This is a genomic window from Isoptericola sp. NPDC056134 (assembly GCF_042264825.1).
In the GTDB taxonomy this organism is placed as follows: domain Bacteria; phylum Actinomycetota; class Actinomycetes; order Actinomycetales; family Cellulomonadaceae; genus Isoptericola; species Isoptericola nanjingensis.
Window position 1 is genome coordinate 141,498 of sequence record NZ_JBHJVM010000001.1, and the last position, 25,567, is coordinate 167,064.

A 25,567-nucleotide genomic window follows, 5' to 3' on the forward strand; every position below is an offset into this window, starting at 1 on the left:
GGAGGTCGGTAAGGAGTTGCCTTTCCACGGACACGGTGTCTCGTGCCAGCGCTCTGGACCCCCCCCCCCCGCCTCCGGGAGGGGGGGGGCCTCCGGCGTTACCGGACCCGGGCGCGGTCGGCGCCCGGCGCGTGGCGTCTGGATCGAGTCCGTCGGCGTCCCGGTCGGCCCGGGCGCGGCCGCGCGTTGTTGCGACCAGCATGACGACGAACCCGATCGACACCACCGCGGCTCCCGCGGCGGCCACGACGACGGCGACGACGGCGGCACCGGGGGCGCCCGGCCCTCTCCCGCGCCGACGCGCCGCACTGGCGCTGGCCACGATGTTCCTGGGCAGCTTCTCCCTCGTGACGGCGGAGTTCCTGCCGCCCGGGGTGCTCACCCCGGTGGCGCAGGACCTCGGGGTGACCGAGGGCGTGGTGGGCCTCTCCGTGAGCGCCACGGCTCTCACCGCGCTGCTCACCGCCCTCGTGCTGGGCTCCCTGTTCCCGCGCACCGACCGCCGCACGCTGCTCGTGGTGCTCGCGCTGGGCGCGGTCGCCTCCAACGTGCTGGTGGCGCTGGCGCCGAGCATCGGCGTGCTCATGGCGGCCCGGCTGCTGCTGGGCGCGGCGCTGGGCGGCTACTGGTCGATGTCGCTGGTCATCGCGACGCAGCTCGTCCCCGCGGACCGGGTGGGCAGGGCGATGATGGTGGTCAACGCCGGCACGACCGTCGCCACGGTGGCCGGCGTGCCGCTGGGCGTGATCCTCAGCGCCGCGGCCGGCTGGCGGGTCGTGTTCGTGGCCGCCGCGGTGATCACGGTGGTGACGGCGGTCGCGATGCGCGTCGCCCTGCCGCCGGTGGCGCCGACGCCGGGGATCGGCTGGTCGGCGACCGGGCGGGCGCTGCGGTCGCCGGGCGTCGGCGTGGGCCTGGTGGCCATCGTCGCGGTCATCGGCGGGCACTTCGCCGGCTACACGTACGTGCGGCCCGCGCTGTCGCTGCTGCCGGGGTCCGACGTCGGGACGGTCGCCGTGCTGCTCGCGCTGTTCGGCGTGGGCGGCTTGGTCGGCAACTTCGCGATCGGGGCGCTCGTCGACCGGCACCTCGCCGTCCTGCTGCTCGCGGTCCCCGTGGCGATCGGCGCGGGCGTCGCCGCCGTCGGGCTGGCGTCCGCCCTGCCGCTGCTCGTGTACCCCGCGGTGATCGTGTGGGGCGCGGCGTTCGGCGGCGTCCTCAACGTGGTGCAGGTGTGGATCACGCGCGTGATGCCGGGCCAGGTCGAGGCGGGCAGCGGGCTCGTCGTCGCCGCGTTCCAGACGGCGATCATCCTCGGCTCCGCGGTGGGCGGCCTCGGCGTCGACTCCGTGGGGGTCGGCTGGACCTACCTCGTGGCGGCGGTGGCCGCCGTCGCGGGCGGGGTCCTGGTGCGCAGCACGCTGTCGCGGCGGTACTCGGACGGCGTCGCGCCGGTGTGACGGCGAAAGGCGCGGCCGAACGCCGTGTCGGAGCCGTAGCCCAGACGGCGGGCGATCGTCGCGACCGGCAGGTCGCCCGCCGTCAGGAGACAGCGTGCGTGCGCCACGCGCACCTGTGCCAGGTAGCGCCCGGGGGGCAGCCCCGTCGCGGCGCGGAACCGGGCGGCGAACCCGGACCGGGAGGCGAGCGCCACCCGGGCCAGGTCGTCCACCGTCCACTCACGGCCGGGGTCGGCGTGGATCGCGGCGACGGCGCTCGCCAGGCCCGGGTCCTCGCGCTGCATCAGCCAGCGGGCGGGGGCGCAGCCTCGCGCGTACCAGGCGCTGATCGCCATCGACGCCACGAGGGTGACGACCCGGTCGCCCAGCACGCTGCGCGGGGCGCGGTAGTCCTCGACCAGCGAGCGCAGCATCGTCGCGGCCGTCGGCTCGGTCTGGGGCAGCTCGGTCAGGAGCACGACGGCGGGCAGCACGCCCGCGCCGTCGTCCGCCCCCACGGGCGCCACCCGCACGCACTGCACGGCGGCGGTCGAGAGCGCGTGCACCTCGAAGCGTGGGCCGTGCGGCAGGAACAGGAAGTCGCCGGGCGCGAGGTCGGCGACGTCGCCCACGCCGCGCACGCGCACCAGGCCGTCGGTGACGAGCAGGAGCGCCGCGTCCCCGGAGGTGTGCTCGGCCCACTCGCCGGCGGCCAGCGTGTGCCGGGACCGTGCCACGAAGCGCCACTGCAGCCCCGCGAGCACGCGGTCGAGCTCCTCCGCGGCGGCCGACGCCGACGTCGTGCTCGACGAACAGCGGGACGCGCAGCCCAGGGCCGTCACAGGTCGCCCGTCTTCTCGAGCCGCTTCATCGCCACCCAGCCGATCGGCACGCGGGCCCAGTACGTGACGACGCGGTAGAGCATGGTCACGGTGACGGCGAGGGACGCCGGGATGCCGGCCGCGGTGAGCCCGGCGATGAGCGCGCCCTCGACGCCGCCCAGGCCGCCGGGCGTGGGCACCATCGCGCCCACGGAGTTGCCGACCAGGTAGATCACCGCGACGTCGATGAGGTTGAGCGACTGCCCGAACGCGGCCAGGGCGAAGTCGAACGCCAGCACGTACCCGAGCGTCATGATGACGTTGCCGCCGAGGCCCAGCGCGAGGCGGGTGGGCTGGCCCAGCATGGCCGACAGCCGGGGCCAGACCTGCTCGAGCGTCGGGCGCGCCTTCTCCCACGCCCACCGGCGGACGGACGGCACCAGGAGGATCGCGACGACGGCGATCGCGACGCCCGCGATCGCCAGCAGCACGGTCGTGGAGGGCAGGTCGATGAGGCCGCCGGACTGGGTGGACACCGACAGCACCACGAGCAGCAGCACCGTGACGACGAACTGCGACAGCTGCACCAGCGCGACCGTCGCGACCGCCATCGGAGTCGACACGCCGCGGCGGGTGAGCATGCGCAGGTTGAGCGCCGCGGGCCCGATGCCGGCGGGGGCGGCGAGCGCGACGAACGAGCCGGCCATCTGCGTCAGCGTGGCGCGCCACAGCGGCAGCTTCTCCGGCGAGAAGGCGCTGAACGTCAGGGCCGCGCCGAACCAGGTGAGGGCCCCGAGCAGGAACGACGCCGCGACCCACCAGGGATTCGCCTCGGCGATCGCGGAGGCGATCTCCTCGAAGTTCAGGGTCGTGACGATCACCGTGACGGCGACGATGGTCAGCGCGAGAGTGATGACCGTGCGGGCGCCGAAGCGGGTGATGTTCTGCGGCTGCACGTCCGCCTGCGGCAGCCGCTCGACGAGCGCCTCGCGCAGCTCGTCCAGCAGGCCCTTCGTGCGCCGCACCTCCTCGCGCGTCGGGCTGGGCAGCGCGATGGACTGCAGCAGCGGCCCGATGGCGGCGATGTCCTCGTCGGGCAGGGCGCGCACCGCGGAGGCGAGCGCGCGACGCGCCCCGACCCGCAGGGCCAGCAGCGCGAGCATCTGCGTGAGGTCCAGGCGTCGCGACAGGGTGCCCGACGCGATCTCGCCCTGCTCCCAGCCGGTGAGCCACACGTGCGGCGCGCCGGAGAGGTCCCGGTGCACCAGCACGACGTCGGGCGTCAGGGCGTGGTGGGTCAGACCGGCGTCGTGCGCGCGCCGCAGCTGCTCCCACGCCTGGGCGAGCACGGCGTCGCCGCGCGGCCCGTCGAGGTCGTCGGGCTCGAGGTCGCGCAGGGAGACGGCGCCGCGGGCGTGCTCCTGCACCAGCACCACGGAGTCGGCGGCGACGCCGATGCCCTCCAGCCGAGGGGTGCGCACGCCGGCCGCCTGGGCGGCGTACGCGAGCAGGGCGGTGCGCTCGGCCGCGGCGCGCAGCGAGATCGCGGCGCGGCCCTCGAGGCCGCGCAGCCGCAGGGCGCGCCACAGCCGCTGCACCGTGGTCAGCACCTGGCGGTCGCCGTCCAGCACGACGACGTCGCGGCGGGGCTCGCCGTCGCCGGTGAACAGCGCGTACACCCGGTTGTCGCCGGAGCGGGTGAGGGCCACGGCCGCCGCGTCCGCGGTCGTGGGGTCCGGCGGGAGCGTGTGTTCCTCGTCCTCCGGGGCGTCCACGACGTCGCCGTCGGCGTCGTAGGAGGCCACCGGGTCCTCCGGCACGGCGGGAGGCCCGTCGGCGTGCGCCTCGGCGTCGTCGACGACGGCGGAGACGTCGCGCACCCGCACCAGCGCCGTGGGGTGGAACCCGGCCCGCCGCACCGCGCCCACGAGGTCGGCGCCGTAGGCGCGCTCGCTGCGCACGCCGGACACGTACTGCACCGCCTGCCCGGCGAGGCGGCCGAGCAGCAGGGCGACGAGCACGCCCGGCAGCGACACCTGCCCCGTGATGAGCACGATGAACAGGGCCAGGTACAGCACGTTCCACGACCAGCGCACCGTGCGCCGGCGCGTGCGCGGCCCCGCCGTGGTGAGCAGGCCGGCGATCGCCGCCACGTACCCGGGGATGGTGAGCTGCCACGCGCCGTCGGTGAACACCGACAGCCCGCGCACCAGCTCGTCGCTGCCGAAGCGGGAGATGGTCAGGGCCGTGACGACGCCGAGCACGAGCCCGAGCGCGGCCGCGCAGATGGACTCCACCACCTGGCGGCCCAGCCGGCGCCAGCCCAGCTCGATCAGCACGGCCGCGGGCACGAACAGGGTGATGAGGCCCTCGAGGAGCGCGACCGGGATGAACAGGATGCGCGCCAGCAGGGAGCTGAACGTCCGCACGTCCTGGGTGACGCCCTCGGTGGTGGCGTGCGCGACGACCGACAGCACCAGCACCAGGGCCACGCCCAGCGCGCTGACCACCATGCCGAGCATGTCGGACGGGTGCCGCACCCGGGCCTCGGGGGTGTCGACGACGCGCACCAGGTCGGTCGGCGTGCCCTGGTCGGAGGTGTCGCCGCCGAGCAGGGCGCGCAGCGGGCCGGTCGGTGTCGCCGCGTCGCCCGCGGGGCTCCGGTGCGGAGGATCCTGGGCAGGACCCGCGGTGCTCGCTCCGGACATGCCGGAAAGTCTAGGTGTTGCCGGGCCTCACGGCCTGTGACACGAGGTAGAGAGCGGTGGTAGGTTCCCGGACCACGATGCGAACCTGCCCCCGGGTGTGACCCGCACCCGTGACGGGAGCGACACACCGGTGTGCTAGAAACCCGCATCGTGACGAGTCCGCGGCCACCCGCCGCGGCCGGCCTGGACGAAGGGGACCACGACCATGAGTGCCATCAGAGGCTCGCGACGGCTGCTCGCCGGCGCCGCAGGAACGGCAGCGCTCGCGCTGGTGCTGACCGCGTGCGGCGGGGGTTCCGGCGACGGCGGGAGCGGCGGCGGAGGCAGCGCCGAGTCGCTGGTCGTCGGCACCACGGACAAGATCACGTCGCTCGACCCGGCCGGGTCGTACGACAACGGGTCGTTCGCGGTGATGAACCAGATCTACCCGTTCCTCCTGAACACCCCGTACGGCAGCCCCGACGTGGAGCCGGACATCGCGGAGTCGGCGGAGTTCACGTCGCCCAAGGAGTACACGGTCAAGCTCAAGCCGGGCCTGAAGTGGGCCAACGGCAACGACCTCACGTCCTCCGACGTCAAGTTCACCTTCGACCGCCAGCTCGCGATCGCGGACGAGAACGGCCCGTCGTCGCTGCTGTACAACCTCGACTCGGTGGAGACGCCGGACGACACGACCGTCGTCTTCAAGCTCAAGAGCGCGGACGACCAGATCTTCCCGCAGATCCTGTCGTCCCCTGTGGGCCCCATCGTGGACGAGGACGTCTTCTCGGCCGACGCCGTGACGCCGGACCAGGAGATCGTCGACGGCAAGGCGTTTGCCGGCCAGTACTCGATCACGAGCTACAAGGCCAACGAGCTCATCAGCTACGAGGCGTACGACGGCTACCAGGGCATCCTCGGCGCGGCCAAGACGCCGAAGGTCGCCGCCAAGTACTTCACGGACGCCTCCAACCTCAAGCTCGAGGTGCAGGACGGCTCGGTGGACGTCGCCCTCCGGTCGCTGTCGCCCACGGACATCGAGGACCTGCGCGGCGACGACGCGGTGAAGGTCGTCGACGGGCCCGGCGGCGAGATCCGCTACATCACGTTCAACTTCAACACCCAGCCCTACGGCGAGAAGCAGCCGGACGCCGACCCGAAGAAGGCGACCGCGGTCCGCCAGGCCGTCGCCGACCTCATCGACCGCGAGGCCCTGGCCGACCAGGTCTACAAGGGCACCTACACCCCGCTGTACTCCTTCGTCCCGGACGGCCTCACCGGCGCCACGGAGCCGCTCAAGGAGATGTACGGCGACGGCCAGGGCGGCGCCGACGCCGACGCGGCGAAGAAGCGCCTCGACGACGCCGGGGTCACCACCCCGGTCGAGCTGAACCTGCAGTACTCGAACGACCACTACGGCCCGTCGTCGGGCGACGAGTACGCGCTCATCAAGGACCAGCTCGAGGCGGACGGCCTGTTCACCGTCAACCTGCAGACCACCGAGTGGGTGCAGTACTCCAAGGACCGCACGTCCGACGTCTACCCGGCCTACCAGCTCGGCTGGTTCCCGGACTACTCGGACGCGGACAACTACCTCACGCCGTTCTTCCTCAAGGAGAACTTCCTGGGCAACCACTACGTGAACCAGGACGTGGAGGACATGATCCTCGAGCAGGCCGTCACGGCCGACGAGGCGAAGCGCACCGAGCTCCTGGGCCAGATCCAGGAGGCCGAGGCCAAGGACCTGTCGACCGTCCCGTACCTGCAGGGTGCGCAGGTCGCGGTCACCGGCGCCGACGTCACGGGCGTCGAGGACACCCTCGACGCGTCGTTCAAGGTCCGCTACGCCGCGCTGGCCAAGGGCTGAGAGACGGACTGAGCACTTCTCGTGTCTGCACGTAGCACGGCAGGGAGCGCACTGGGACGCTACGTCCTGGTGCGCTTCCTGCTCATCATCCCCACCGTGTTCATCCTGGTCACCACCGTCTTCGTGCTCATGCGCGCGACCGGTGACCCCATCACCGCCGCGCTGGGCGGCAAGCTTCCGCCCGACCAGCTCGCCGAGCTGATCCATGCGGCCGGCTACGACCGACCCATCGTCGTCCAGTACTGGGAGTACCTCACCGGGATCTTCTCCGGCGACTTCGGCACCACGATCAGCGACAACCGGCCGGTCACCGAGGTGCTCACCACCTACGGGACGGCGACGCTGGAGCTCGCGTCGTACGCGATCCTCGTGGCTCTCGTGCTGGGCGTCCCGTTCGGCATGGTCAGCGGTTACTTCCGTGACCGTCTGCCCGACGCGGTGCTCCGCATCCTCGCGATCCTCGCGTACGCGACGCCGGTGTTCTTCGCCGGCCTCATCCTCAAGCTGGTGTTCTCCGTCTGGCTGGGCTGGTTCCCGGTGGCGGGCCGCGTGTCCACCGACGGGGAGATCGCGATGCAGCTCGCCGGCGCCGACTCCGGGTTCATGCTGATCGACGCGTTCAAGACGGGCGACCCCGCGGTCGTGCTCGACGTGCTGTCGCACGCCGCGCTGCCGGCGATCGCGCTCGGCCTGCTCACGGCCGGCGTGTTCCTGCGCCTCGTGCGCACCAACATGATCGGCACCCTCGGTACCGGCTACGTCGACGCGGCCCGCTCGCGGGGCGTCAAGGAGAGCCGCCTCGTGCGCAAGCACGCGTGGCGCCCGGCGCTCATCCCGATCATCACCGTGGCCGGCATGCAGGTCGCGATGCTGCTCGTGGGCGCCGTGCTCACCGAGACCACGTTCGAGTGGCGCGGCCTCGGCTTCCAGCTGTCGGAGTACCTGCAGGCGCGCGACTTCGTCGCCGTGCAGGGGATCGTCGTGCTGATGGCCGTGGTCGTGGCGGTGACGAACTTCCTCGTGGACGTCCTCGCCGCTCTGATCGACCCGAGGGTGAGGTACTGATGACCAGCGGAGAGATCACGAGCGTCGGCACGGCCGGCGCAGCCCCCGAGCACGTCGCCGGACGCGGGGCCTGGTTCAAGAAGCTGCCGGTGGTGCACCAGGTGCGCCAGAGCGTCGGGCTCCAGCGGGGCATGCTCATCGCGGGCCTCGTCCTGACGACGCTGTTCGTGCTGGTCGCGGTCTTCGCGCCGCTCCTGGCGCCGTACGGCTGGTCGCAGCTGCGCAGCGGGGACGGCGTCGCGTTCGGTGCCCAGCAGCCACCGTCGGCGGAGCACTGGTTCGGCACCACCGTCGGCGGCTACGACGTCCTGTCCCGCGTGGTGTGGGGCGCGCAGACGTCCCTGCTCGTCGTGCTCGTCGCGGTCGCGGCGTCGATCGTCGTGGGCGTGCTGCTCGGCCTGGTGTCGGGCTACTTCGGCGGCTGGCTCGACCGGGTGCTCGTGGTGATCGCGGACGCGATCTACGCGTTCCCGTCCCTGCTGCTCGCGATCCTGCTCGCCATCGTCATCTCGGGCGGGCAGTCGAGCATGTGGGGCGGCATCCTCGCCGCCGCGCTGTCGATCACCGTCGTGTTCGTGCCGCAGTACTTCCGGGTGGTGCGCGCCGAGGTGGTGCGGATCAAGGCGGAGGCGTTCGTCGACTCGGCGCGGGTGCTCGGCACCGGGCACTGGCGCATCATGACCCGCCACGTGCTGCGCAACTCCACGCGCACGCTGCCGCTCATCGTCACGCTCAACGCGTCGGAGGCGATCCTCACGCTCGCCGGACTGGGGTTCCTCGGCTTCGGCATCGAGCCGACGGCGGCAGCCGAGTGGGGTTACGACCTGCAGCGCTCGCTCGCCGACGTCACCTCCGGCATCTGGTGGACCGCGCTGTTCCCGGGTCTCGCCATCGTCCTCGCGGCGATGGGCATGACCCTCATGGGCGAGTCGCTCAACGACCTGGCCGACCCGCGCCTGCGCTCGCGTGCACGCTCCGGCCAGGTGGCGGGGGCGGTCGCGGCGACGTCGGTCGAGGCGGACGCCTCCGACCCGGAGAACCCGGCGTCCGCCGAGCACTCGGAGGAGAACCCGAAGGGAGGCGACGCATGAGCGCCGTCGCATCGAGCGCCGCCGCATCGAACGGCGCGGTCGCGCCGAACGGTGCTGTCGCGTCGATCAGGGACCTCGAGGTCTCGTTCGCCACGGACGCCGGGCCGGTACGGGCCGTCGCCGGCGTGAGCCTCGACGTCCAGCCGGGCGAGGTGCTCGCCGTCGTCGGCGAGTCCGGCTCCGGCAAGACCGTCACGGCCAAGACCATCCTGGGCCTGCTGCCGGAGACGGCGACCACGAGCGGCGCCGTCGTCCTCACGGGGCGCGACGGCGCGGCGACGGACGTCGTCGCGGTCTCGGCGTCGAAGCTGCGCCAGGTGCGCGGCCGCGACGTGGCGATGGTGTTCCAGGAGCCCTCCAGCGTGCTCAACCCCGTGTACACGGTGGGGTGGCAGATCGCCGAGGGCATCCGTGCGCACGGCGACGTGTCGAAGAAGGAGGCGCGGCGACGGGCGATCGAGGTGCTCGGCACGGTCGGGATCCCCGACCCCGAGCACCGCGTGGACCACTACCCGCACCAGTTCTCGGGCGGGCAGAAGCAGCGCATCGTCATCGCGATGGCGCTGGTGCTGGGGCCGAGCCTCATCGTCGCGGACGAGCCGACGACGGCGCTGGACGTCACCGTCCAGGCCGAGATCCTCGACCTGCTGCGCCACCTGCGCGACGAGACCGGCACGGCGATCGTGCTCATCACGCACAACATGGGCGTGGTGGCGGACCTGGCCGACCGGGTCGCCGTGATGTACCAGGGCAAGGTCGTGGAGCAGGCGCCGGTGGGCGACCTGTTCACCGACCCGCAGGCCGACTACACGAAGGCGCTGCTCAAGGCCGTGCCGCGCGTCGGGGAGGGCACCGTCCGCGCCGTCGAGCGCGCCGCCGCCCGCCCCGAGGGGTGGGCGGCGTCCGAGCCGGTGGTGCGGGCGGAGGGCCTGACCATCACGTACCCGGGGCGGTTCCGGCAGCCGGCGTTCACCGCGGTGGACGGCGTGGACCTCGCGATCCGCCCCGGCGAGGTGCTGGGGCTGGTGGGGGAGTCGGGCTCGGGCAAGACGACGATCGCCCGCGCGATCGCCGGCCTCACGCCCGTGAGCGGCGGGTCGCTGCAGGTGCTCGGCACCGAGATGCGCGGCGCCAAGGGGCGTGACCTCAAGGCGATGCGCCCGCGGCTGGGGTTCGTGTTCCAGGACCCGGCCACGTCGTTCAACCCGCTGCTGACCATCGCCGAGTGCGTGGCGGAGCCGTTGGTCGTGCACGGGCGGGTGCGCAACCCGGAGGCCGCGCGCGGCCGCGTCGACCAGCTGCTCGAGGCCGTCCAGCTGCCCCGCAGCTACGGCGACCGCTTCCCCCACGAGCTGTCGGGCGGGCAGCGGCAGCGCGCGTCGCTGGCGCGCGGCCTGGCGCTCGACCCGGAGCTGCTCATCGCCGACGAGCCGACGTCGGCCCTCGACGTGTCGGTGCAGGCGCGGGTGCTGGAGCTCTTCGCCGAGCTGCAGAAGGAGCTCGGCTTCGCCTGCCTGTTCGTGTCGCACGACCTCGCCGTCGTGGACCTCCTGGCCGACCGCATCGCGGTGCTCTACCGCGGGCACCTGGTCGAGGAGGGCACGGGCGAGCAGGTGCTCGGCGCCCCGCGCGAGGACTACACGAAGCAGCTGCTGGCCTCGCTGCCGGTGCCCGACCCGGACGCGCAGGCCGTGCACCGGGAGGAGCTGCTCGCCCTCCGGCAGCGCTGACCCGGCGGGACGCGCTCGGTCGCCGATCAGAGGCCGAGCGCGTCCTTCCACCCCTGCGGCAGCAGCGCGTAGCCGACGAAGGCGACGACGTCGAGCAGGGTGTGCGCGACGACGAGCGGCAAGACCCGCTGCCGGCCCCACCGGCTGGTGTAGAACCACGAGAACACCAGCCCCATCACGACGTTGCCGAAGAACGGGCCGATGCCCTGGTACAGGTGGTACGAGCCGCGCAGCAGCGAGCTCCACACCACGAACCACAGGCGGGACCACCCGAGGTCGCGGGTGCGCTCGTGCAGGTACGCGACGGCCACGACCTCCTCGAGCAGACCGTTCTGCAGGGCGGCGACGACGAGGACCGGCACCGTCCACCAGTGCTCGTTCAGGGCGCTGGCCTGTACCTGGACCGTGATGCCGAGCAGGCGGCCGAGGGCGTAGAACGCGAGCCCCGGGATGCCGATGGCGGCGGCCAGCGCGAAGCCCCACGCGACGTCGCGGCCGGGGCGCGCGTCCTCCAGGCCCCAGTCGAGGCCGATCCGACGGCGCGTGCCCCGCCACGTGGCGCCCGCCCGCCCGCTGAGCAGGTACAGCGCCAGCGCGACCGGGACCAGCGCGAAGAAGATCCCCAGCAGCTGGTAGGTGAGGTCGAGGAGCGAGCGGTCCGACTGGCTGGCGTTGAGGGTCGCGGACTGCTCCGCGAGCGGGGTCTCGGCCGTCAGCCTCGCGATGATGTTGACCAGGGCGTACACGCCGCTCTGCCCCAGGCTGAGGCCCAGCACGATCCAGATCTCGGCGGTGGTGCGGCGTCGCGCCGCGGGCGTCATCGTCTGCGGGTCGGCCACCGTCCGGTTATAGCACCCGCCCCTGGACGGCGGTCAGGAGGACGGCGGCGTCCTTGAGCGCTGGTCCCCGGGTTCAGAGGGCGCGGGCGTCACAGGTGCAGCGATCCCGCGTGACGACGGGGTGGCGCGGCTCTCGCCGCACAGCACCTCCAGCAGGTTGGAGACCGTGGTGGCGCGGCGCTCGTCGTCGAGCGTGACGACGCCCTCGGACTCGAGGCGGTTCAGCGCGTCCGCGACCATCGAGACGGCGCCCTCGACGATCCGCGACCGGGCGGCGATGATCGCGCCCGCCTGCTGGCGCTGCAGCATGGCCCGGGCGATCTCCGGGGCGTAGGCGAGGGGGGTTGTGCGCGGAGCCGCTCGGTGTCATGATCAACAAACCAGTTTGCAGCGCAAAGTCGTCTGCAGGATCCTCGAGAGGGAGCCATGACCGACCACCCCGACCGCCCTGGCGACGCCACCGACGACGCCGGGCTGGCCGCCGCCGACTCGCTCCGGCTCATCCGCGAGCAGCAGGACCGGGCCCGCGCGGCCCTCGGGCCGGACGGCCGCGCGCTCTACGGCGCGTGGGGCGTCGCATGGCTGGCCGGCTACCTGGTGCTGTGGTTCAGCGCGCAGGGCCGCGAGCAGCCGGAGGCCTGGGCGTACTGGGTCTTCGCCGGCGCCCTCGCCGCGGCCGTCGTGTTCACGATGGTGCACACCATGAGCCGCACGTCCGGCACGCGCGGCGTCTCCGCCCGGACGGGCGCGATGTACGGCTGGGCGTGGATGCTCGGCTTCCTCACCTTCAGCGCGTTCCTCGGCGGGCTCGCCCGCGCGGGCGCGGACGGGGAGCTCATGGGCCTCGCCAGCAACGGCGGCGCGTGCCTCGTCGTCGGGCTGCTGTACCTGGGCGGGGCGGTCGCGTTCGACGACCGCTCCCTGTTCGTCCTGGGCGGGTGGATCCTGCTCGTCGCCGCGGCCGCGACGCTCGCCGGCCTGCCCCTCACCTACCTCGTGATGGCGTTCGCCGGCGGGGGCGGCTTCCTCGTGATGGCCCTCGTCGACCACCTGCGCATCGTGCGCCGACGGCGCCGCGCGGGGGAGGGGGCGGGCCGTGGCTGACGCCCTCGACCCGGTCATCCACGCGCCCGCCCGGCTGCGCGTCGTCGCGACGCTCGCCGCCCTGGACGCCGGCGACGAGCTGAGCTTCCCCAGGCTGCAGAAGCTGCTCGACATGACCGCCGGGAACCTGTCCACCCACCTGCGCAAGCTCGAGGACGCGGGCTACGTCCGCGTCACCAAGACCCACGAGGGCCGCACCCCCGCGACCTATCTCGCGCTCACCCCGCAGGGGCGCCGCGCGTTCGAGGACTACCAAGAGGCCCTGACCGGCCTGCTGAGAGGAGCCGGATCATGACCCGCACCCGCCCCCCGGAGCGTGCCCCCGCCCGGGCCGACACGCCGCCCGTGCCCGCCGCCGCGCCCGACCCCGTGCCCGCAACGGTCCCCGCCGTCGTCGCCGTGCGCGGTGTCACCCGGCGGTTCGGCGACGTCGTCGCGCTCGACGACGTGTCGCTCGACGTCGGGCCCGGCGAGCTCGTGGGCCTGCTCGGGCCCAACGGGGCCGGCAAGTCCACGCTGCTCTCGCTGGTCAGCGGCCAGCGCCGCCCCGACGCGGGCACCGTGCGCCTGCTGGGCGGCGACCCGCGCGACGCCGCCAGCCGCGCCGGCCTCGGCATCACCCCGCAGGAGACGGGGCTGCCCGCCACGCTGCGGGTGCGCGAGGTGGTCGACTTCGTCGGCGGGCACTTCGCCGGCCCCGTGCCCACCGGCGAGCTGCTGGAGCAGTTCGGGCTCGCCGACCTGGCCCGCCGCCAGACGGGCGCCCTGTCCGGCGGGCAGAAGCGGCGGCTCGCCGTCGCGCTGTCGCTGGTGGGGCGGCCGCGCGTCGTCCTGCTCGACGAGCCCACCACCGGGCTCGACGTCGGCGCCCGCCAGGCGCTGTGGGACGCGATCCGCGCCTACCACGCGGACGGCGGCACGGTCCTGCTCACCAGCCACTACCTCGAGGAGGTGCAGGCGCTGGCGCAGCGCGTCGTCGTCATCGACCGCGGCGTGGTGCGGGCGGACGACACGCTCGACGCCATCCTGCGACGCGTGGGCCTGCGGCGGGTGGCGCTGCGCGCGACGGCCGACCTGGCCGCGTGGCCCGGCGTCGTGCGCGCCGAACGACTCGACGACGGCACGCAGGAGCTGTACACGGCGGACGCCGACGAGCTCGTCCGGTCGCTGGTGCGCGGCGAGGTGGACTTCCACGACCTCCGCATCCGGGGCGCGAGCCTCGAGGAGGCGTTCGAGGAGATGGTGACGGAGGCGGCACGATGAGCGCGACGACGACCCCCACCCGGGCGGGGACGGCCCCGGGACCGCTGCGGCTGACCTGGCTGCACCTGCGCTACCAGTTCCTCGAGACGGTGCGGGTGCCCATCGCGGTGCTGGGCAACATGCTGTTCCCCGCGCTGGCGATGTTCTTCTTCGTCGTGCCGCAGCGCGAGGTCGCGCAGAACCCGCTGTGGGCCACGATGTCGGTGGCGAGCCTCGGCCTGTTCGCCGTCTGCTCGGCGAGCCTGTTCACCTACGGGCTGGGCGTGGCCGAGGACCGGCAGCTCCCGTTCGACCCGTTCCTGCGCTCCCTGCCCGCCGGCCCCGGCCCGCGGATGGTCGCGCGGATCGGCAACGGCGCGATCTTCGCGCTGTTCGGGTTGGTCCCGCTGATCCTCATCGGCTGGCTTTTCACGGCGGCGACCGTGACGTTCGGGCAGCTGCTCGCCGGGGTGGGCACCATCCTGCTGGTCTCCGTGCCGTTCGTGCTGCTCGGCATGGCGGTGGGGTACTCGCTGTCCGCCAAGGCCGCGCTGCCGGTCGTGCAGGCGGTGCTGTTCCCCCTGGCGTTCGCGGGCGGCCTGTTCCTGCCGCCGCAGGCGTTCCCGGAGTGGCTGGACGCGATCTCGCAGGCCACCCCGACGCGCGCCGGTCGTGACCTGCTGGTGCAGGCGCTCACCGGCGAGCCCGCCTACGGGCTGGCGTGGGTCGTGCTGCTCGGCTGGACCGTGCTGTTCGCCGTCCTCGCCGCCGGCGCCTACCGCCGCGACGAGGGCCGCCGCTTCCGCTGACCTGCCTGCCCGCCACCGGCTGTGTTGTGGGCGCGATGTCGGGGACCATGCGTCCCCGACATCGCGCCCACACCATCGCGGGAGGGTCAGCCGGCGCGGCGCAGGCGCAGCGAGTTGCCGACGACGATGACGGACGACGCGGCCATGGCCGCCCCGGCGATCATCGGGTTGAGCAGGCCTGCCGCGGCGAGCGGGATCGCCGCCACGTTGTAGGCGAAGGCCCAGAACAGGTTCTGCTTGATCACGCGCAGCGTGCCGCGCGAGAGCCGGACGGCTGCGGGCGCGGAGCGCAGGTCGCCGCGGACGAGCGTGATGTCGCTCGCCTCGATCGCGACGTCGGTGCCCGTGCCCATCGCGAGCCCCAGGTCCGCCGTGGCGAGGGCGGCGGCGTCGTTCACGCCGTCGCCGACCATCGCCACGACCCGGCCCTCGGAGCGCAGCCGCGTCACGACCGCCGCCTTGTCCTGCGGCAGCACGCGGGCGATGACGTCCTCCTCGGCGATGCCGACCTCACGGGCGGCGACGCGGGCCGCGCCCTCGCCGTCGCCGGTGAGCAGGACCGGCCGGAGCCCGAGGTCGCGCAGCTCGCGCACCGCCTCGGCGGAGGTCGCCTTGACCGGGTCGCGCAGCACGACGACGCCGCGGGCGGCGCCGTCCCACGCGACGACGACGGCGCTCGCGCCGGTCGCCTCGGCGTCGGCGAACGCCGCCGCGAGGTCGCCGTCGAACGCGACGCCCTCCCCGGCCAGCCACGACGGCTGCCCGACGAGCACCCGCCGGGCGTTGAGCCCGCCGTCCGCGGCGAGCCCGGCGAGGCCGGAGTGCGCCCGCCGCACGACCGCCTCGACCCCGCCGCCCGGCGTCGCGCGGAAGTCGAACGCCTGCAGCGCGCCGATCCCGACGCCGTCCGCCCCCGTCCCGCCCGACCTGTCAGGGCCAGGACCATCAGAACGTGCTCCTGGTCCTGACAGCTCGCGTGCGGCGGCCGCGACGGCGTGCGCGATCGGGTGCTCGCTCAGGGCCTCGACGGCGCCGGCGTACGCCAGCACCTCGTCCTCCCGTGAGTTGTCACGGCCAGGGCCATCAGAACCTGCTCCTGGCCCTGACAGCTCGGCGACGACGCGCTCCACCTGCATGCGGCCCTCGGTGACGGTGCCGGTCTTGTCGAGCACGACGGTGTCGACGCGGCGGGTGGACTCCAGGATCTCCGGGCCCTTGATGAGGATGCCGAGCTGCGCGCCGCGGCCGGTGCCGACCAGCAGGGCGGTGGGGGTCGCGAGGCCGAGGGCGCAGGGGCACGCGATGATCAGCACCGCGACGGCGGCGGTGAAGGCGAGCTGGACGTCGGCGCCGGCCAGCAGCCAGCCCACCAGGGTGAGCACCGACAGCCCGATGACGATCGGCACGAAGACGGCGGAGATGCGGTCGGCGAGCCTGGCCACGGGGGCCTTGCCGGTCTGCGCCTGGGACACGAGGCGCCCGATCTGCGCGAGCGTCGTCTCCTCGCCCACGCGCGTGGCGCGCACCAGCAGGTGGCCGGACGTGTTGACGGTCGCGCCGGTGACGGCGTCGCCGGGGCCGACGTCGACCGGGACCGGCTCGCCCGTGAGCAGCGACGTGTCGACGGCGCTCGCGCCCTCGACCACCTCGCCGTCGGTGGCGACCTTCTCGCCCGGCCGCACGACGAACACGTCGCCGACGGCGAGGTCCGCGACGGGCACGCGCTCGGTGACGCGCCCGCCGTCGGGACCGGTCAGGGGTGCGCCGTCGGGTGCGAGCCGCACGCGCTCGGCGTCCTTGGCGCCCAGCTCCAGCAGGGAGCGCAGGGCGTCGCCGGCGCGGCGGCGGGAGCGGTGCTCGGCGTAGCGGCCGGCGAGCAGGAAGGTCGTGACGACGGCCGCGACCTCGAAGTACAGCTCGGGCGCGCCGCCCGACTCGGACGGGATCAGCGACGGCCGCATCCGCATGCCGAGCTCGCCCGCCCCGCCGAGCGTGAGCGCCCACAGGGACCACAGCGTCGCGGCGGCCACGCCGAGCGAGACCAGCGTGTCCATCGTGGACGCGCCGTGCCGGGCGGCCCGCGCCGCGGCGGTGTGGAACGGCCACGCGCCCCACGTCACGACCGGCAGCGCGGCGGCGGCGACCACCCACTGCCAGCCCGTGAACTGCAGCGCGGGGATCATCGACAGCGCGACCACCGGCACGGTGAGCGCCGCGGACGCGACGAGCCGACGGCGCAGGTCGGCCCCGCGGGCGTCGCCGGGGGCGGACGTGTCGGACGGAGGTCGTACCGGGGTGCGCTGAGCGTCCGACAGGTCGGGGGCGGGCGGGGCGACGTCGCGGCGGCCGGTGACGCGGGCGCCGTAGCCGGCCTTCTCGACGGCCTCGACCAGCGCGGCGTCGTCGACGGGCGCGGTGAGCTCGACGTGGGCGCTCTCGAGCGGCAGGTTCACCGTCGCGGTGACGCCGTCGACGCGGTTGAGCCGCTTCTCGACGCGCGCCACGCACGACGCGCAGGTCATGCCCTCGATGGCGAGGTCGATCTCCAGGATCGGAGGGCCGGCGGCGGGCCCTGCCGGGTCGACCGGCGAGGACGTGGGGGTGCTCATGAGGGTGACTCCCTGAGGTGCTGGGTGGAGGTCACCCGCGACGACCCGGGGCGGCGGGGTCGCGGTGGGGGCGCCGGGTCGGGGGGACGGCGGCGCGGCGCGGAGGGCCTGGGTCGCGGCGGCTCGTGGTGGTCGAGCGGCGCGACGGTTCGGCAGGCGGTCCGCGGGGATGGGCTCCGGGGAGCGGGGACTCAGGCGCGCGGGGGCACGGCCAGGTCGTAGGTCTTCCGCGCCGGGCCGGTCTCGGTGGCGGAGGCCTCGCCGGTGCCGCAGCCGCAGGCGCAGTTGTGCGCCTCCTGGCGGGCTGGCGCCTGCGCGGCCTGCTGGGCGGCGAGCGCGTCCTGCTGGACGGCGACGGACTCGACGTCGTAGCCCGCCTCGTCGACGGCCTCGCGCAGCGCGGCCTCGTCGAGCGGGGCGTCGGAGAAGACGGTGACGTCGGAGGTGCCGCCGGCGTGCAGCTCGACGGAGACGTCCTCGACGCCGGGGACGGCGGAGAGGTCCTTGGTCACGTGCGCGACGCAGTTGCTGCAGGTCATGCCGGTGACGCCCAGGGTGGTGACGGTGCTCATGCGTGCTCCTTCATCGAGGGTGGATCAGCAGGGGTGAGACGTGGGTCAGGACCGGACGAGCCGGCCGATGGCGTCGGCGGCCTCCTTGACCTTCGCGGCGCCCTCGGCCTCGGACGCGCGGGCGGCGTCGACGACGCAGTGGCCCAGGTGGTCCTCGACGAGGCCGATGGAGACCGCCTGCAGCGCCTTGGTCACGGCGGACACCTGGGTGAGGATGTCGATGCAGTAGACGTCCTCGTCGATCATGCGGGCGATACCGCGCACCTGGCCCTCGATGCGGCGCATGCGCTTGAGGTAGGCCTCCTTGTCGGAGGCGTAGCCGTGCGGGCCGTCGTGCGGGTGGCCGCCGTCGGTCGCAAGGTCGGGGAGGGGCGTGCCGGTGTCGGTCATGCGTCCACCATACCCCTAGGGGGTAATGCGTCAACCCTTGAAGCGGTCAGCCGACGCGGAACGGCGTCACCAGCAGGTCGTCACGGCGCGAGCTCGGACCGACGAGCAGCTCGAACTCGCCCGGCTCGACGACGCGGCGGCCGGCGGCGTCGACGATCGTGCAGTCCGTGGCGGGCACCTCGACCTCGACGACGACGCTCTCGCCGGGTGCCAGCGGCACGCGGCGGAAGGTCTTCAGCTCCCGGTCCGCCCAGGTCACGGACGTGACCTTGTCGCTCACGTACACCTGCACGGTCTCGACCGCCGGGCGGGCCCCGGTGTTGGCGACGGTGACGCGGCCCCGCACCACGTCGTCGGCCGCGACGTCGGCGGCGTCCAGCTCCAGCCCGGAGTACTCGACCGTCGTGTACGACCGGCCCTCGCCGAACACGTACGGCGGGCGCTGCGTGAGGTCGGCGTACCGCGTGCCGTGCTGGCCGCGCACCTGGTGGTAGAAGACCGGCTGCTGCCCGGCGTGCAGGGCGTAGGAGATCGGCAGGCGGCCGGTCGGCTCGACCAGCCCGAGCAGCAGCTCCGCGACGGCCCGGCCGCCACGCATGCCGGGGTTGGCGGCGTGCACGAGGGCGGCGGCGCGGCCCACGGCCTCGGGCAGCACGAGCGGCTTGGAGGCGACGAGCACGACGACCACGGGAGTGCCCGTCGCGACCAGCCGCTCCAGCAGCTCGGCCTGCCCGCCCTGGAGCTCCAGCGTGGCGGTCGACCTGCCCTCGCCCGCCAGCGCGACCTCGTCGCCCAGCACGGCGACGACGACGTCCGCGGAGAGGGCCGCGTCCTCCGCCTCGGCCAGCAGGACCGGGTCGGACGGCGCGGGCAGGGCCGCCGGCGGGCGCGGCTGCCCGTCGGGGAAGTGCGTGCCGTCGGGGTCCGGTCCCAGCTCGACGATGTCGGCGCCGCGGGCGTACGTCACCTCCCACGACGGCGGCGCGACGGCGCGCAGCCCGTCCAGCACCGTCTCGGTCAGCTCGCGCGGGTGGCCGTCGCGGATCCAGCTCACCTGGCCCGACGCGCCGGCCCAGTCGCCGAGCTGGGCGTGCGGGTCGTCGGCGTTCGGCCCGACGACGGCGACGCGCAGCGGCGCGGCACCGGTCGGGGCGACCGCGCGCCCGTCGTCGTCCGCCACGAGGCCGCCCGCGAGCGGCAGGGTGCCGTCGTTCTCCAGCAGCACCAGCGAGCCGCGCGCGACGTCGAGGGCGAGGTCGCGGTGCTCCGCCGAGCCGACGACGGCCTCGATGCGCTCGCCGACCGGCGCCCGCGGGTCCTCGAACAGCCCGAGGTCCACCTTGAGGCGCAGGATGCGCCGCACCGCGTCGTCGAGCCGCTTCTCGTCGATGCGCCCGTCGGCGAGAGCCTCCTGCGCGCCCTCGAAGAACGTCGGCGTCGCCATGATGACGTCGTTGCCGGCGCCGACGGCGGCGGCCGACGCGGCCGCGTGGTCGGGGCTGACGAACTGCTCCCACACCATGCGGCCCACGTTGTCCCAGTCGGTGACGAGGGTGCCGTCGAAGCCCCACTCGTCCTTGAGCACGCCCTGCAGCAGCCAGCGGCTGGTCGTGATGGGGACGCCGTCGATGGCCTGGTAGCCGATCATCACGGTGCGCACGCCCTCGCGGACCACGCGCTCGAACGGCGGCAGGAACCAGGAGCGGAGCTTGCGCGGCGTGAGGTCGGCCTCGGTGGCGTCGCGGCCGCCCTGGGTCTCGGAGTAGCCGGCGAAGTGCTTGGCCGTCGCGAGCACCGCCGTCGGGTCGGTGAGCCCCTCGCCCTGGTAGCCGCGCACCATCGCGGCGCCGAGCTCGCCGATGAGGTACGGGTCCTCGCCGAACGTCTCGTTCACGCGGCCCCAGCGCAGGTCGCGCGTCGCGCAGAGCACGGGGGAGAAGGTCCAGTGCAGGCCGGTCGCGGCGGCCTCGACCGCCGTCGCGCGGGCCGCCCGCTCCACGAGGTCGAGGTCCCACGTCGCCGCCATCCCCAGCTGGCTGGGGAAGACGGTCGCGCCGGGGAAGAAGCCGTGCCCGTGGATCGCGTCGTCGGCCACCAGCAGCGGGATCCCCAGGCGGGTGCCGCGGGCCAGCTCGATCGCCTCGACGACGCGCGACGGCGACGCGTGCAGGATCGACCCCGCCAGCCGCCCGACGACGATCTCGTCGAGGTCGTCCATCGCGTTGAGCTGCAGCATCTGCCCGACCTTCTCGGGCAGCGTCATGCGGCTCAGCAGGTCCTCCACCCGTGCGGCGGGGGACAGGGACGGGTCGCGGTACGGCAGGTCGGTCATGGCTCCTGAGCCTTCCGTCGGTCGAGGATCGCTGAGGTAGTACGAGTCTCCGCGAGGTAGTACCGCACCCCGCGAGGTAGTACGGGCCGTGCCGAGGTCGTGGGCAGCCCACTACCTCGGCACGGCCCGTACTACCTCGGCAGGGTCCGTACCACCTCGCGGACGGGGTCAGCGGACGGTGAGGCCGTTCGCCTGCGCGACGGAGCCCAGCCAGCCCAGCGACGGCTTCGGGCGCCGCTCGAACGTCTCCTTGTCGAACTCGACGAGCCCGAACGTGGGGCGGAACCCGGAGGCCCACTCGTAGTTGTCCAGCAGGCTCCAGTGCAGGTAGCCCCGCACGTCGATGCCGTCGGAGATGGCGGCGTGCAGGCCGGCCAGCGCGCCCTCGGTGTAGTCGATGCGGCGCGCGTCGTCCTGGGTCGCCATGCCGTTCTCGGTGACGAACACCGGCACGCCCTCGGTCTTCTCCCACGCCGAGCGCACGCCGTGCTCCAGGGCGAGGGGGTAGAACTCCCAGCCGGTGAGGGTGGTCTCGACGCCCTCGGGCACCTGGCGCGGGCCGTCGGGGCCGATGATGGTGCGGGTGTAGGCCTGGACGCCCACCCAGTCGTCGCCGCGGGCGGCCTCGAGGTACCAGTCGTCGCGCTGGTGGCCGTACTCGTGGGCCACGTCCTCGCAGCCCGGCTCGGGCTGGAAGTCCTGGGTGGCGACGGTCCAGCCGGAGCTGATGCCGCCCACGCCGGCGAGGATCTCGCGCGAGCGCCGGTGCGACTCCAGCAGCGTGTCCGCGACCTGCAGGTCGGGGGCGGGCAGCCCGTAGGCGACCAGGTTGGCCGGGTCCTCGCCGCCCGCGATCATCGCGGCGATGTTGGGCTCGTTGATGGTGCAGACGTAGTCGACGTCGTTCCCGAGGATCGGCAGGGCGAGCTCGGTGAAGCGGGCGAAGCGGTCGGCCGCCTTCGGGGAGCGCCACATGCCCTCCTCGTAGAACCAGCGCGGCACCGTGAAGTGCATGAGCGTGACCATCGGGGTGATGCCGAGCTCGAGGCACGTCTCCACCATGCGGCGGTAGTGCGCGATCTCGGCGCGGGAGACGAAGCCCTCCTCGGGCTCGATCCGCGCCCACTCGATGGAGAAGCGGTACGTGTCGAGGCCGGCGTCGCGCAGGAGCGTCATGTCCTCGCGGTAACGGTGGTAGCTGTCCGCGGCGTCGCCGCTGGGCTCGACGATCGAGGTGCCGGCGGCGTGCTCGCGCACCCACCAGTCGCTGGAGACGTTGTTGCCCTCGATCTGGTGGGCCGCGGTGGCGGCGCCCCAGCGGAAGCCCTCGGGGAAGTGCAGCACGGGATGGTCCTTACGTAGTGGAGCGGTGTTCGGGGGGTGGCTCAGCGGGAGGTGGTCCAGAAGCCGGCCAGGAGGTCCGCCGTCGCGGCGGGGTTCTCGACGTTGGGGAGATGACCGGCGTCGGCGATCACCTCGTAGCGGGCGCCGAGCCGCTCGGCCATGGCGCGCTGCCACGGCTGCGGCCACGCCGCGTCGTCCACGCCGTGCGCGACCAGCACCGGCAGGCCGGTGGCGGCCAGGCCGGGCGTGACGTCGCGGACGTCGGCGAGGACGTCGATCGCGCCCAGCAGGTTGTCCGTGCTGGTCGCGACCGAGCGGTCGCGGTGGAAGCGGGCGTCGACGTCGAGGGCGGCCAGGGCGGCCGAGTCCTCGGACAGGCGCCGGGCGAGCCCGGGGTTGTCGAGCGTCCACAGGTCGACGAGCCCGGCGGCGGCGAGCAGCCGGTCGCGCTCGGCGTCCTTGCGCCCCGGCCAGCCGTGCGGGCCCGAGCAGAGCATGGTGAGGCTGGCGAACGGCGCGGCGTCGCGCACGGCCGTGGCCGCCGCGACCGTGCCGCCGAAGCTGTGCCCCAGCAGGTGGAGGTCGCCGGCGGGGAGGCCGGCGGCCGCGCCCACGACGGCGGCGACGTCGAGCGCGTCGCCCGTGAAGTCGTCGCGGCGGTAGGCGCCCACCCCGCGCGGCGCGACCGAGTCGGCCTGCCCGCGCTGGGAGTACGTCCACGCCTCGACCCCGCGCTCGGCCAGCAGCGGCAGCAGCAGCCGGTGGTCCTCGCGCGACCCGGTGAACCCGGGGACCAGCAGCGCGACGGCGCGGCGCTCCACGCCGTCCGGCACGAGCGACCGCAGCGCGGTCAGCGGGCCCACCGGCACGTCCAGCACCAGCGGCTCGACGCCGTCCGGCAGCGGGAGCACCGAGAACGGCGCCCCGGGCCGGACGGCCGTCGGGGCGGGCGCGGTCACGACGCGGCCCCGTCGGAGAAGCGGCGGGCCGGCTGCGGGATCGCGTCGAGCAGCTGGGTCGTGTACGCGTCCTCGGGGAACCGCAGCACCTGCGTGGTGCCGCCGGACTCCACGACCTTGCCGTGGTGCAGCACCATGATCTGGTCGGTGACGACGCGCGCGGACAGCAGGTCGTGCGTGATGTACAGCAGCGAGACGCCGAGGCCGGCGCGCAGGTCCTCCAGCAGGCTGAGCACGCCGGCGCGCAGCGACACGTCGAGCATGGAGACCGGCTCGTCGGCGATGAGCACCTGCGGGTCCGACGCCAGGGCGCGCGCCACGACGACGCGCTGGCGCTGCCCGCCCGACAGCTGGTGCGGCAGCTTGGCCGCGTACTGCTCCACGGGCGTGAGACCCACGGTCTCGAGCAGCTCCAGCACGCGCTCGCGCGCGGCCTCGCCCTTGAGCCCGGTGAAGTTCTCCACCGGCCGCGTGAGCGTGTACTCCACGGTGTGCAGCGGGTTGAGCGCCGAGTACGGGTCCTGGAAGACCATCTGGACGTCCGCGTGCAGCGTCTTGAGCTGGCGGCGGCGCAGCCGGTCGACCCGCAGGTCGCCGAACGTCACGGTGCCCGACGTCGGTCGCTCCACGCCGGTGACCATCTTGGCGATGGTCGACTTGCCGGAGCCTGACTGGCCGACCAGCGCCATCGCGGCGCCCGGTTCGAGCCGGAACGAGACGTCGTCGACGGCGGTGACCGCCTTCTCGCCGCGGCGCGGCGGCGGGTACACCTTCGACACGTGGTCGACGACGATCGCGTCGTGCGCGGCCGCGCGCCCCTCGCGAGCGCCCGTGCGGGCCGCGCCGTCCTCCGCCCCGCCGGTCGCTGCGGCCGCAGGGGCCTTGCGCTCGAAGCCCGGCAGCTCCACGACCTCGGCCCGCGGGTCGGCGTAGTGGCTCAGCAGCATCTGCGTGTACGGGTGCGCGGGTGCGGAGAAGATCTGCCGCGAGGCGCCGTCCTCGACGATCTCGCCGTCGTGCATGACGACGACGCGCTCCGCGGACTCCAGCACGACGCCGAGGTCGTGCGAGATGAGCACGGCGGTGAAGCCCTCCGCGGCCTGCAGCTCGCGGATGGTGTCCATGACGGCGTGCTGCACCAGCACGTCGAGGGCCGTGGTGGGCTCGTCGAACACCATGAGGCGCGGCTCGAGCGACAGGGCCAGCGCGATCGAGACGCGCTGGCGCATGCCGCCGGAGAGCTCGCCGGGGTAGCGGTCGAGCACCGTGGACGGCAGCTGCACCTTGTCGAGCAGCTCGACGGCGCGCTGGCGGCGCCTGCCCTTCGGCACGTGGCCGTGCGCGGCGAAGATGTCGCCGAAGTGGTGCGCGATGGTGCGCACCGGGTTGAGCGCGTTCATGCCCGACTGCAGCACCATCGCGAACCCGCCGCGGCGCTGCACGCGCAGCTCCTCGGCGTCCAGGTGCGCGATGTCGGTGCCGTCGAACACGATGCGGCCGGCGGAGATGCGCGCCGGGGCCTTGGCGAGGCGGGTGACGGCGAAGCCGAGCGTCGACTTGCCGGAGCCGGACTCGCCGACCAGGCCCACGAACTCGCCCTGCTCCAGGGTGAGGTTCGCGTGCTTCACGGCGTGCGTCGGGACGGCCCCGCGGGGCTCGTAGACGACGGACAGGTCCTGGATCTCGAGCAGGCTCATCGGCCGGTCCCTTCCCGCAGGCGCGGGTTGGACAACCCGTCGACGCCGAAGTTCACGAGGGTCATGGAGGTCGCCAGCAGCGCGATGCACAGACCCGGGGCGAACAGGAGGATCCACTGGCCGGTGAGGATCGCCATCGAGTTCTGGGCCCAGAAGATCATCGAGCCCCAGCTCACGGTGGCCATGTCGCCCAGGCCGAGGAACGACAGGCCGGACTCGGCGAGCACCGCCGACGTCGCGGCGCCGAAGAACGACCCCGCGATCATCGAGGTCATGTTCGGCAGGATCTCGCGGAAGATCACGCGGGCCGAGCTCTCGCCGGAGAAGATCGCCGCGGTGACGAAGTCGCGCGAGCGCAGGGACTGCGTCTGCGAGCGCAGCACGCGGGCGCCCCACGCCCAGCCGGTGATGACGACGACCAGGATGATCATCGGCAGCCCGCCGTTCTGCAGGTACGCCGCGATGATGATCATCAGCGGCAGGCCCGGCATCACGAGGAACAGGTTGACGAGGAAGTTGACGACGTCGTTGCCCCAGCCGCGCAGGTAGCCCCACGACAGGCCGATGACGACGGCGACGACGGTCGACAGGCCGCCGGCGACGAAGCCGACGAGCAGGGAGACGCGGGCGCCGTAGATCACCTGGGACAGCACGTCCTCGCCGGCGCCGGTGGTGCCGAGCCAGTGCGCGGCGCTGCCGGGCTCGTTGCGGGCGAACGAGTCGTCGTGCGGGGAGTACGGCGCCAGCAGCGGCGCGAAGACGGCCATGAGGACGAACAGGCCCAGGATCACGAGGCCCACGCGGGCCTTGGGGTTGGCCCAGACGGTGGCGAACGCGCGGCCGAGCACCTGGCCGGTGCGGCCGAGGCGGGTGCGGGCGGGCCGGTTCGGGCCGCGGGCCGCCTCGGGGGCGGGACCCTCGGGGTCCGGGATCGTCGCGGTGGTGGTGGTGGTCGGGTCAGCCATCGGGG

General features: G+C 73.9%; 20 protein-coding genes and 1 pseudogene. 9 read left to right on the forward strand and 12 right to left on the reverse strand.

Annotated features, from left to right (window positions below):
* The first annotated feature begins 200 nt into the window (after window positions 1-200).
* Window positions 201-1,460 (forward strand): MFS transporter, encoded by a 1,260-nt coding sequence (locus tag ACFCZN_RS00660; protein ID WP_430555492.1) that lies wholly within the window; start codon window positions 201-203, stop codon window positions 1,458-1,460.
* On the opposite strand, the gene ACFCZN_RS00665 is transcribed toward ACFCZN_RS00660, so the two are convergent.
* Together ACFCZN_RS00665 and ACFCZN_RS00670 are read right to left on the reverse strand one after the other, a co-directional pair.
* On the reverse strand, window positions 1,367-2,281 hold the full coding sequence (locus ACFCZN_RS00665; protein WP_430555493.1) for a helix-turn-helix domain-containing protein: 915 nt from the start codon (window positions 2,279-2,281) through the stop codon (window positions 1,367-1,369). The genes ACFCZN_RS00660 and ACFCZN_RS00665 overlap by 94 nt on opposite strands.
* On the reverse strand, window positions 2,278-4,968 hold the full coding sequence (locus ACFCZN_RS00670) for a flippase-like domain-containing protein (RefSeq protein ID WP_430555494.1): 2,691 nt from the start codon (window positions 4,966-4,968) through the stop codon (window positions 2,278-2,280). Before ACFCZN_RS00670 ends, ACFCZN_RS00665 begins: the two co-directional genes overlap by 4 nt.
* Before the next feature lie 205 nt (window positions 4,969-5,173).
* On the opposite strand from ACFCZN_RS00670, the gene ACFCZN_RS00675 reads away from it, so the two are divergent.
* From ACFCZN_RS00675 to ACFCZN_RS00690, 4 genes are read left to right on the forward strand one after another with little or no spacing between them, the layout of a single operon-like run.
* Complete coding sequence (locus ACFCZN_RS00675; RefSeq protein WP_429763144.1) at window positions 5,174-6,814, forward strand: ABC transporter substrate-binding protein; 1,641 nt, start codon at window positions 5,174-5,176, stop codon at window positions 6,812-6,814.
* Between the two features lie 21 nt (window positions 6,815-6,835).
* Window positions 6,836-7,879: an ABC transporter permease gene (locus tag ACFCZN_RS00680; RefSeq protein WP_429763145.1), complete on the forward strand. Its 1,044-nt coding sequence runs from the start codon at window positions 6,836-6,838 to the stop codon at window positions 7,877-7,879.
* Complete coding sequence (locus tag ACFCZN_RS00685) at window positions 7,879-8,970, forward strand: ABC transporter permease (RefSeq protein ID WP_430555495.1); 1,092 nt, start codon at window positions 7,879-7,881, stop codon at window positions 8,968-8,970. The genes ACFCZN_RS00680 and ACFCZN_RS00685 overlap by 1 nt, the downstream gene beginning before the upstream one ends.
* Entirely contained in the window at window positions 8,967-10,700 is a 1,734-nt protein-coding gene (locus tag ACFCZN_RS00690; protein ID WP_430555496.1) for a dipeptide ABC transporter ATP-binding protein, read from the forward strand. Before ACFCZN_RS00685 ends, ACFCZN_RS00690 begins: the two co-directional genes overlap by 4 nt.
* Window positions 10,701-10,726: 26 nt before the next feature.
* On the opposite strand, the gene ACFCZN_RS00695 is transcribed toward ACFCZN_RS00690, so the two are convergent.
* Both ACFCZN_RS00695 and ACFCZN_RS00700 read right to left on the reverse strand, forming a co-directional pair.
* Window positions 10,727-11,521 (reverse strand): CPBP family intramembrane glutamic endopeptidase, encoded by a 795-nt coding sequence (locus ACFCZN_RS00695; protein ID WP_430555686.1) that lies wholly within the window; start codon window positions 11,519-11,521, stop codon window positions 10,727-10,729.
* A 51-nt stretch (window positions 11,522-11,572) separates the two neighbouring features.
* Window positions 11,573-11,890, reverse strand: a pseudogene (locus ACFCZN_RS00700) (hypothetical protein); the annotation flags it as partial.
* 75 nt (window positions 11,891-11,965) lie between these two features.
* Between ACFCZN_RS00700 and ACFCZN_RS00705 the strand changes: the two are divergent.
* Genes ACFCZN_RS00705 through ACFCZN_RS00720 form a run of 4 tightly spaced genes read left to right on the forward strand, consistent with a single transcriptional unit; the run spans window position 11,966 to window position 14,694 of the window.
* A complete protein-coding gene (locus ACFCZN_RS00705) occupies window positions 11,966-12,643 on the forward strand; it encodes a hypothetical protein (RefSeq protein WP_429763149.1) in 678 nt (225 codons plus the stop codon).
* Entirely contained in the window at window positions 12,636-12,938 is a 303-nt protein-coding gene (locus tag ACFCZN_RS00710; RefSeq protein WP_429763150.1) for a transcriptional regulator, read from the forward strand. Before ACFCZN_RS00705 ends, ACFCZN_RS00710 begins: the two co-directional genes overlap by 8 nt.
* A complete protein-coding gene (locus tag ACFCZN_RS00715; RefSeq protein WP_429763151.1) occupies window positions 12,935-13,906 on the forward strand; it encodes an ABC transporter ATP-binding protein in 972 nt (323 codons plus the stop codon). Before ACFCZN_RS00710 ends, ACFCZN_RS00715 begins: the two co-directional genes overlap by 4 nt.
* Window positions 13,903-14,694 (forward strand): ABC transporter permease, encoded by a 792-nt coding sequence (locus tag ACFCZN_RS00720; RefSeq protein WP_429763152.1) that lies wholly within the window; start codon window positions 13,903-13,905, stop codon window positions 14,692-14,694. The genes ACFCZN_RS00715 and ACFCZN_RS00720 overlap by 4 nt, the downstream gene beginning before the upstream one ends.
* Before the next feature lie 86 nt (window positions 14,695-14,780).
* Here ACFCZN_RS00720 and ACFCZN_RS00725 read toward each other — a convergent pair whose 3' ends face one another.
* The 8 genes from ACFCZN_RS00725 to ACFCZN_RS00760 all read right to left on the reverse strand — a co-directional run bounded on the left by ACFCZN_RS00725 (window position 14,781) and on the right by ACFCZN_RS00760 (window position 25,562).
* A complete protein-coding gene (locus ACFCZN_RS00725; RefSeq protein WP_430555497.1) occupies window positions 14,781-17,303 on the reverse strand; it encodes a heavy metal translocating P-type ATPase in 2,523 nt (840 codons plus the stop codon).
* Window positions 17,304-17,494: 191 nt separating this feature from the next.
* Window positions 17,495-17,875, reverse strand: coding sequence for a heavy-metal-associated domain-containing protein (locus ACFCZN_RS00730; protein WP_429763154.1), 381 nt, complete (start codon window positions 17,873-17,875; stop codon window positions 17,495-17,497).
* A gap of 45 nt (window positions 17,876-17,920) precedes the next feature.
* The gene (locus tag ACFCZN_RS00735) at window positions 17,921-18,265 is read right to left on the reverse strand and encodes a metal-sensitive transcriptional regulator (RefSeq protein WP_430553503.1); all 345 of its coding nucleotides are present in this window, start codon (window positions 18,263-18,265) and stop codon (window positions 17,921-17,923) included.
* Window positions 18,266-18,311: 46 nt separating this feature from the next.
* Window positions 18,312-20,597, reverse strand: coding sequence for a glycoside hydrolase family 3 N-terminal domain-containing protein (locus tag ACFCZN_RS00740; protein ID WP_430555498.1), 2,286 nt, complete (start codon window positions 20,595-20,597; stop codon window positions 18,312-18,314).
* Window positions 20,598-20,765: 168 nt separating this feature from the next.
* Window positions 20,766-21,941, reverse strand: a complete 1,176-nt coding sequence (locus ACFCZN_RS00745) for a glycoside hydrolase family 1 protein (RefSeq protein ID WP_430553505.1) — start codon at window positions 21,939-21,941, stop codon at window positions 20,766-20,768.
* A 41-nt stretch (window positions 21,942-21,982) separates the two neighbouring features.
* A complete protein-coding gene (locus tag ACFCZN_RS00750; RefSeq protein ID WP_430555499.1) occupies window positions 21,983-22,900 on the reverse strand; it encodes an alpha/beta fold hydrolase in 918 nt (305 codons plus the stop codon).
* Window positions 22,897-24,597, reverse strand: a complete 1,701-nt coding sequence (locus ACFCZN_RS00755; protein ID WP_430555500.1) for an ABC transporter ATP-binding protein — start codon at window positions 24,595-24,597, stop codon at window positions 22,897-22,899. The genes ACFCZN_RS00750 and ACFCZN_RS00755 overlap by 4 nt, the downstream gene beginning before the upstream one ends.
* Entirely contained in the window at window positions 24,594-25,562 is a 969-nt protein-coding gene (locus ACFCZN_RS00760) for an ABC transporter permease (protein WP_430555501.1), read from the reverse strand. Before ACFCZN_RS00760 ends, ACFCZN_RS00755 begins: the two co-directional genes overlap by 4 nt.
* Between the last annotated feature and the right edge of the window lie 5 nt (window positions 25,563-25,567).

Coding starts and splice junctions, on each gene's coding strand:
- ACFCZN_RS00735 (WP_430553503.1), bottom strand. CDS start 18,265: ATGACCGACACCGGCACGCCCCTCCCCGACCTTGCGACCGACGGCGGC.
- ACFCZN_RS00670 (WP_430555494.1), bottom strand. CDS start 4,968: ATGTCCGGAGCGAGCACCGCGGGTCCTGCCCAGGATCCTCCGCACCGG.
- ACFCZN_RS00675 (WP_429763144.1), top strand. CDS start 5,174: ATGAGTGCCATCAGAGGCTCGCGACGGCTGCTCGCCGGCGCCGCAGGA.
- ACFCZN_RS00685 (WP_430555495.1), top strand. CDS start 7,879: ATGACCAGCGGAGAGATCACGAGCGTCGGCACGGCCGGCGCAGCCCCC.
- ACFCZN_RS00740 (WP_430555498.1), bottom strand. CDS start 20,597: ATGACCGACCTGCCGTACCGCGACCCGTCCCTGTCCCCCGCCGCACGG.
- ACFCZN_RS00660 (WP_430555492.1), top strand. CDS start 201: ATGACGACGAACCCGATCGACACCACCGCGGCTCCCGCGGCGGCCACG.
- ACFCZN_RS00695 (WP_430555686.1), bottom strand. CDS start 11,521: ATGACGCCCGCGGCGCGACGCCGCACCACCGCCGAGATCTGGATCGTG.
- ACFCZN_RS00725 (WP_430555497.1), bottom strand. CDS start 17,303: ATGAGCACCCCCACGTCCTCGCCGGTCGACCCGGCAGGGCCCGCCGCC.
- ACFCZN_RS00690 (WP_430555496.1), top strand. CDS start 8,967: ATGAGCGCCGTCGCATCGAGCGCCGCCGCATCGAACGGCGCGGTCGCG.
- ACFCZN_RS00760 (WP_430555501.1), bottom strand. CDS start 25,562: ATGGCTGACCCGACCACCACCACCACCGCGACGATCCCGGACCCCGAG.
- ACFCZN_RS00755 (WP_430555500.1), bottom strand. CDS start 24,597: ATGAGCCTGCTCGAGATCCAGGACCTGTCCGTCGTCTACGAGCCCCGC.
- ACFCZN_RS00730 (WP_429763154.1), bottom strand. CDS start 17,875: ATGAGCACCGTCACCACCCTGGGCGTCACCGGCATGACCTGCAGCAAC.
- ACFCZN_RS00705 (WP_429763149.1), top strand. CDS start 11,966: ATGACCGACCACCCCGACCGCCCTGGCGACGCCACCGACGACGCCGGG.
- ACFCZN_RS00715 (WP_429763151.1), top strand. CDS start 12,935: ATGACCCGCACCCGCCCCCCGGAGCGTGCCCCCGCCCGGGCCGACACG.
- ACFCZN_RS00720 (WP_429763152.1), top strand. CDS start 13,903: ATGAGCGCGACGACGACCCCCACCCGGGCGGGGACGGCCCCGGGACCG.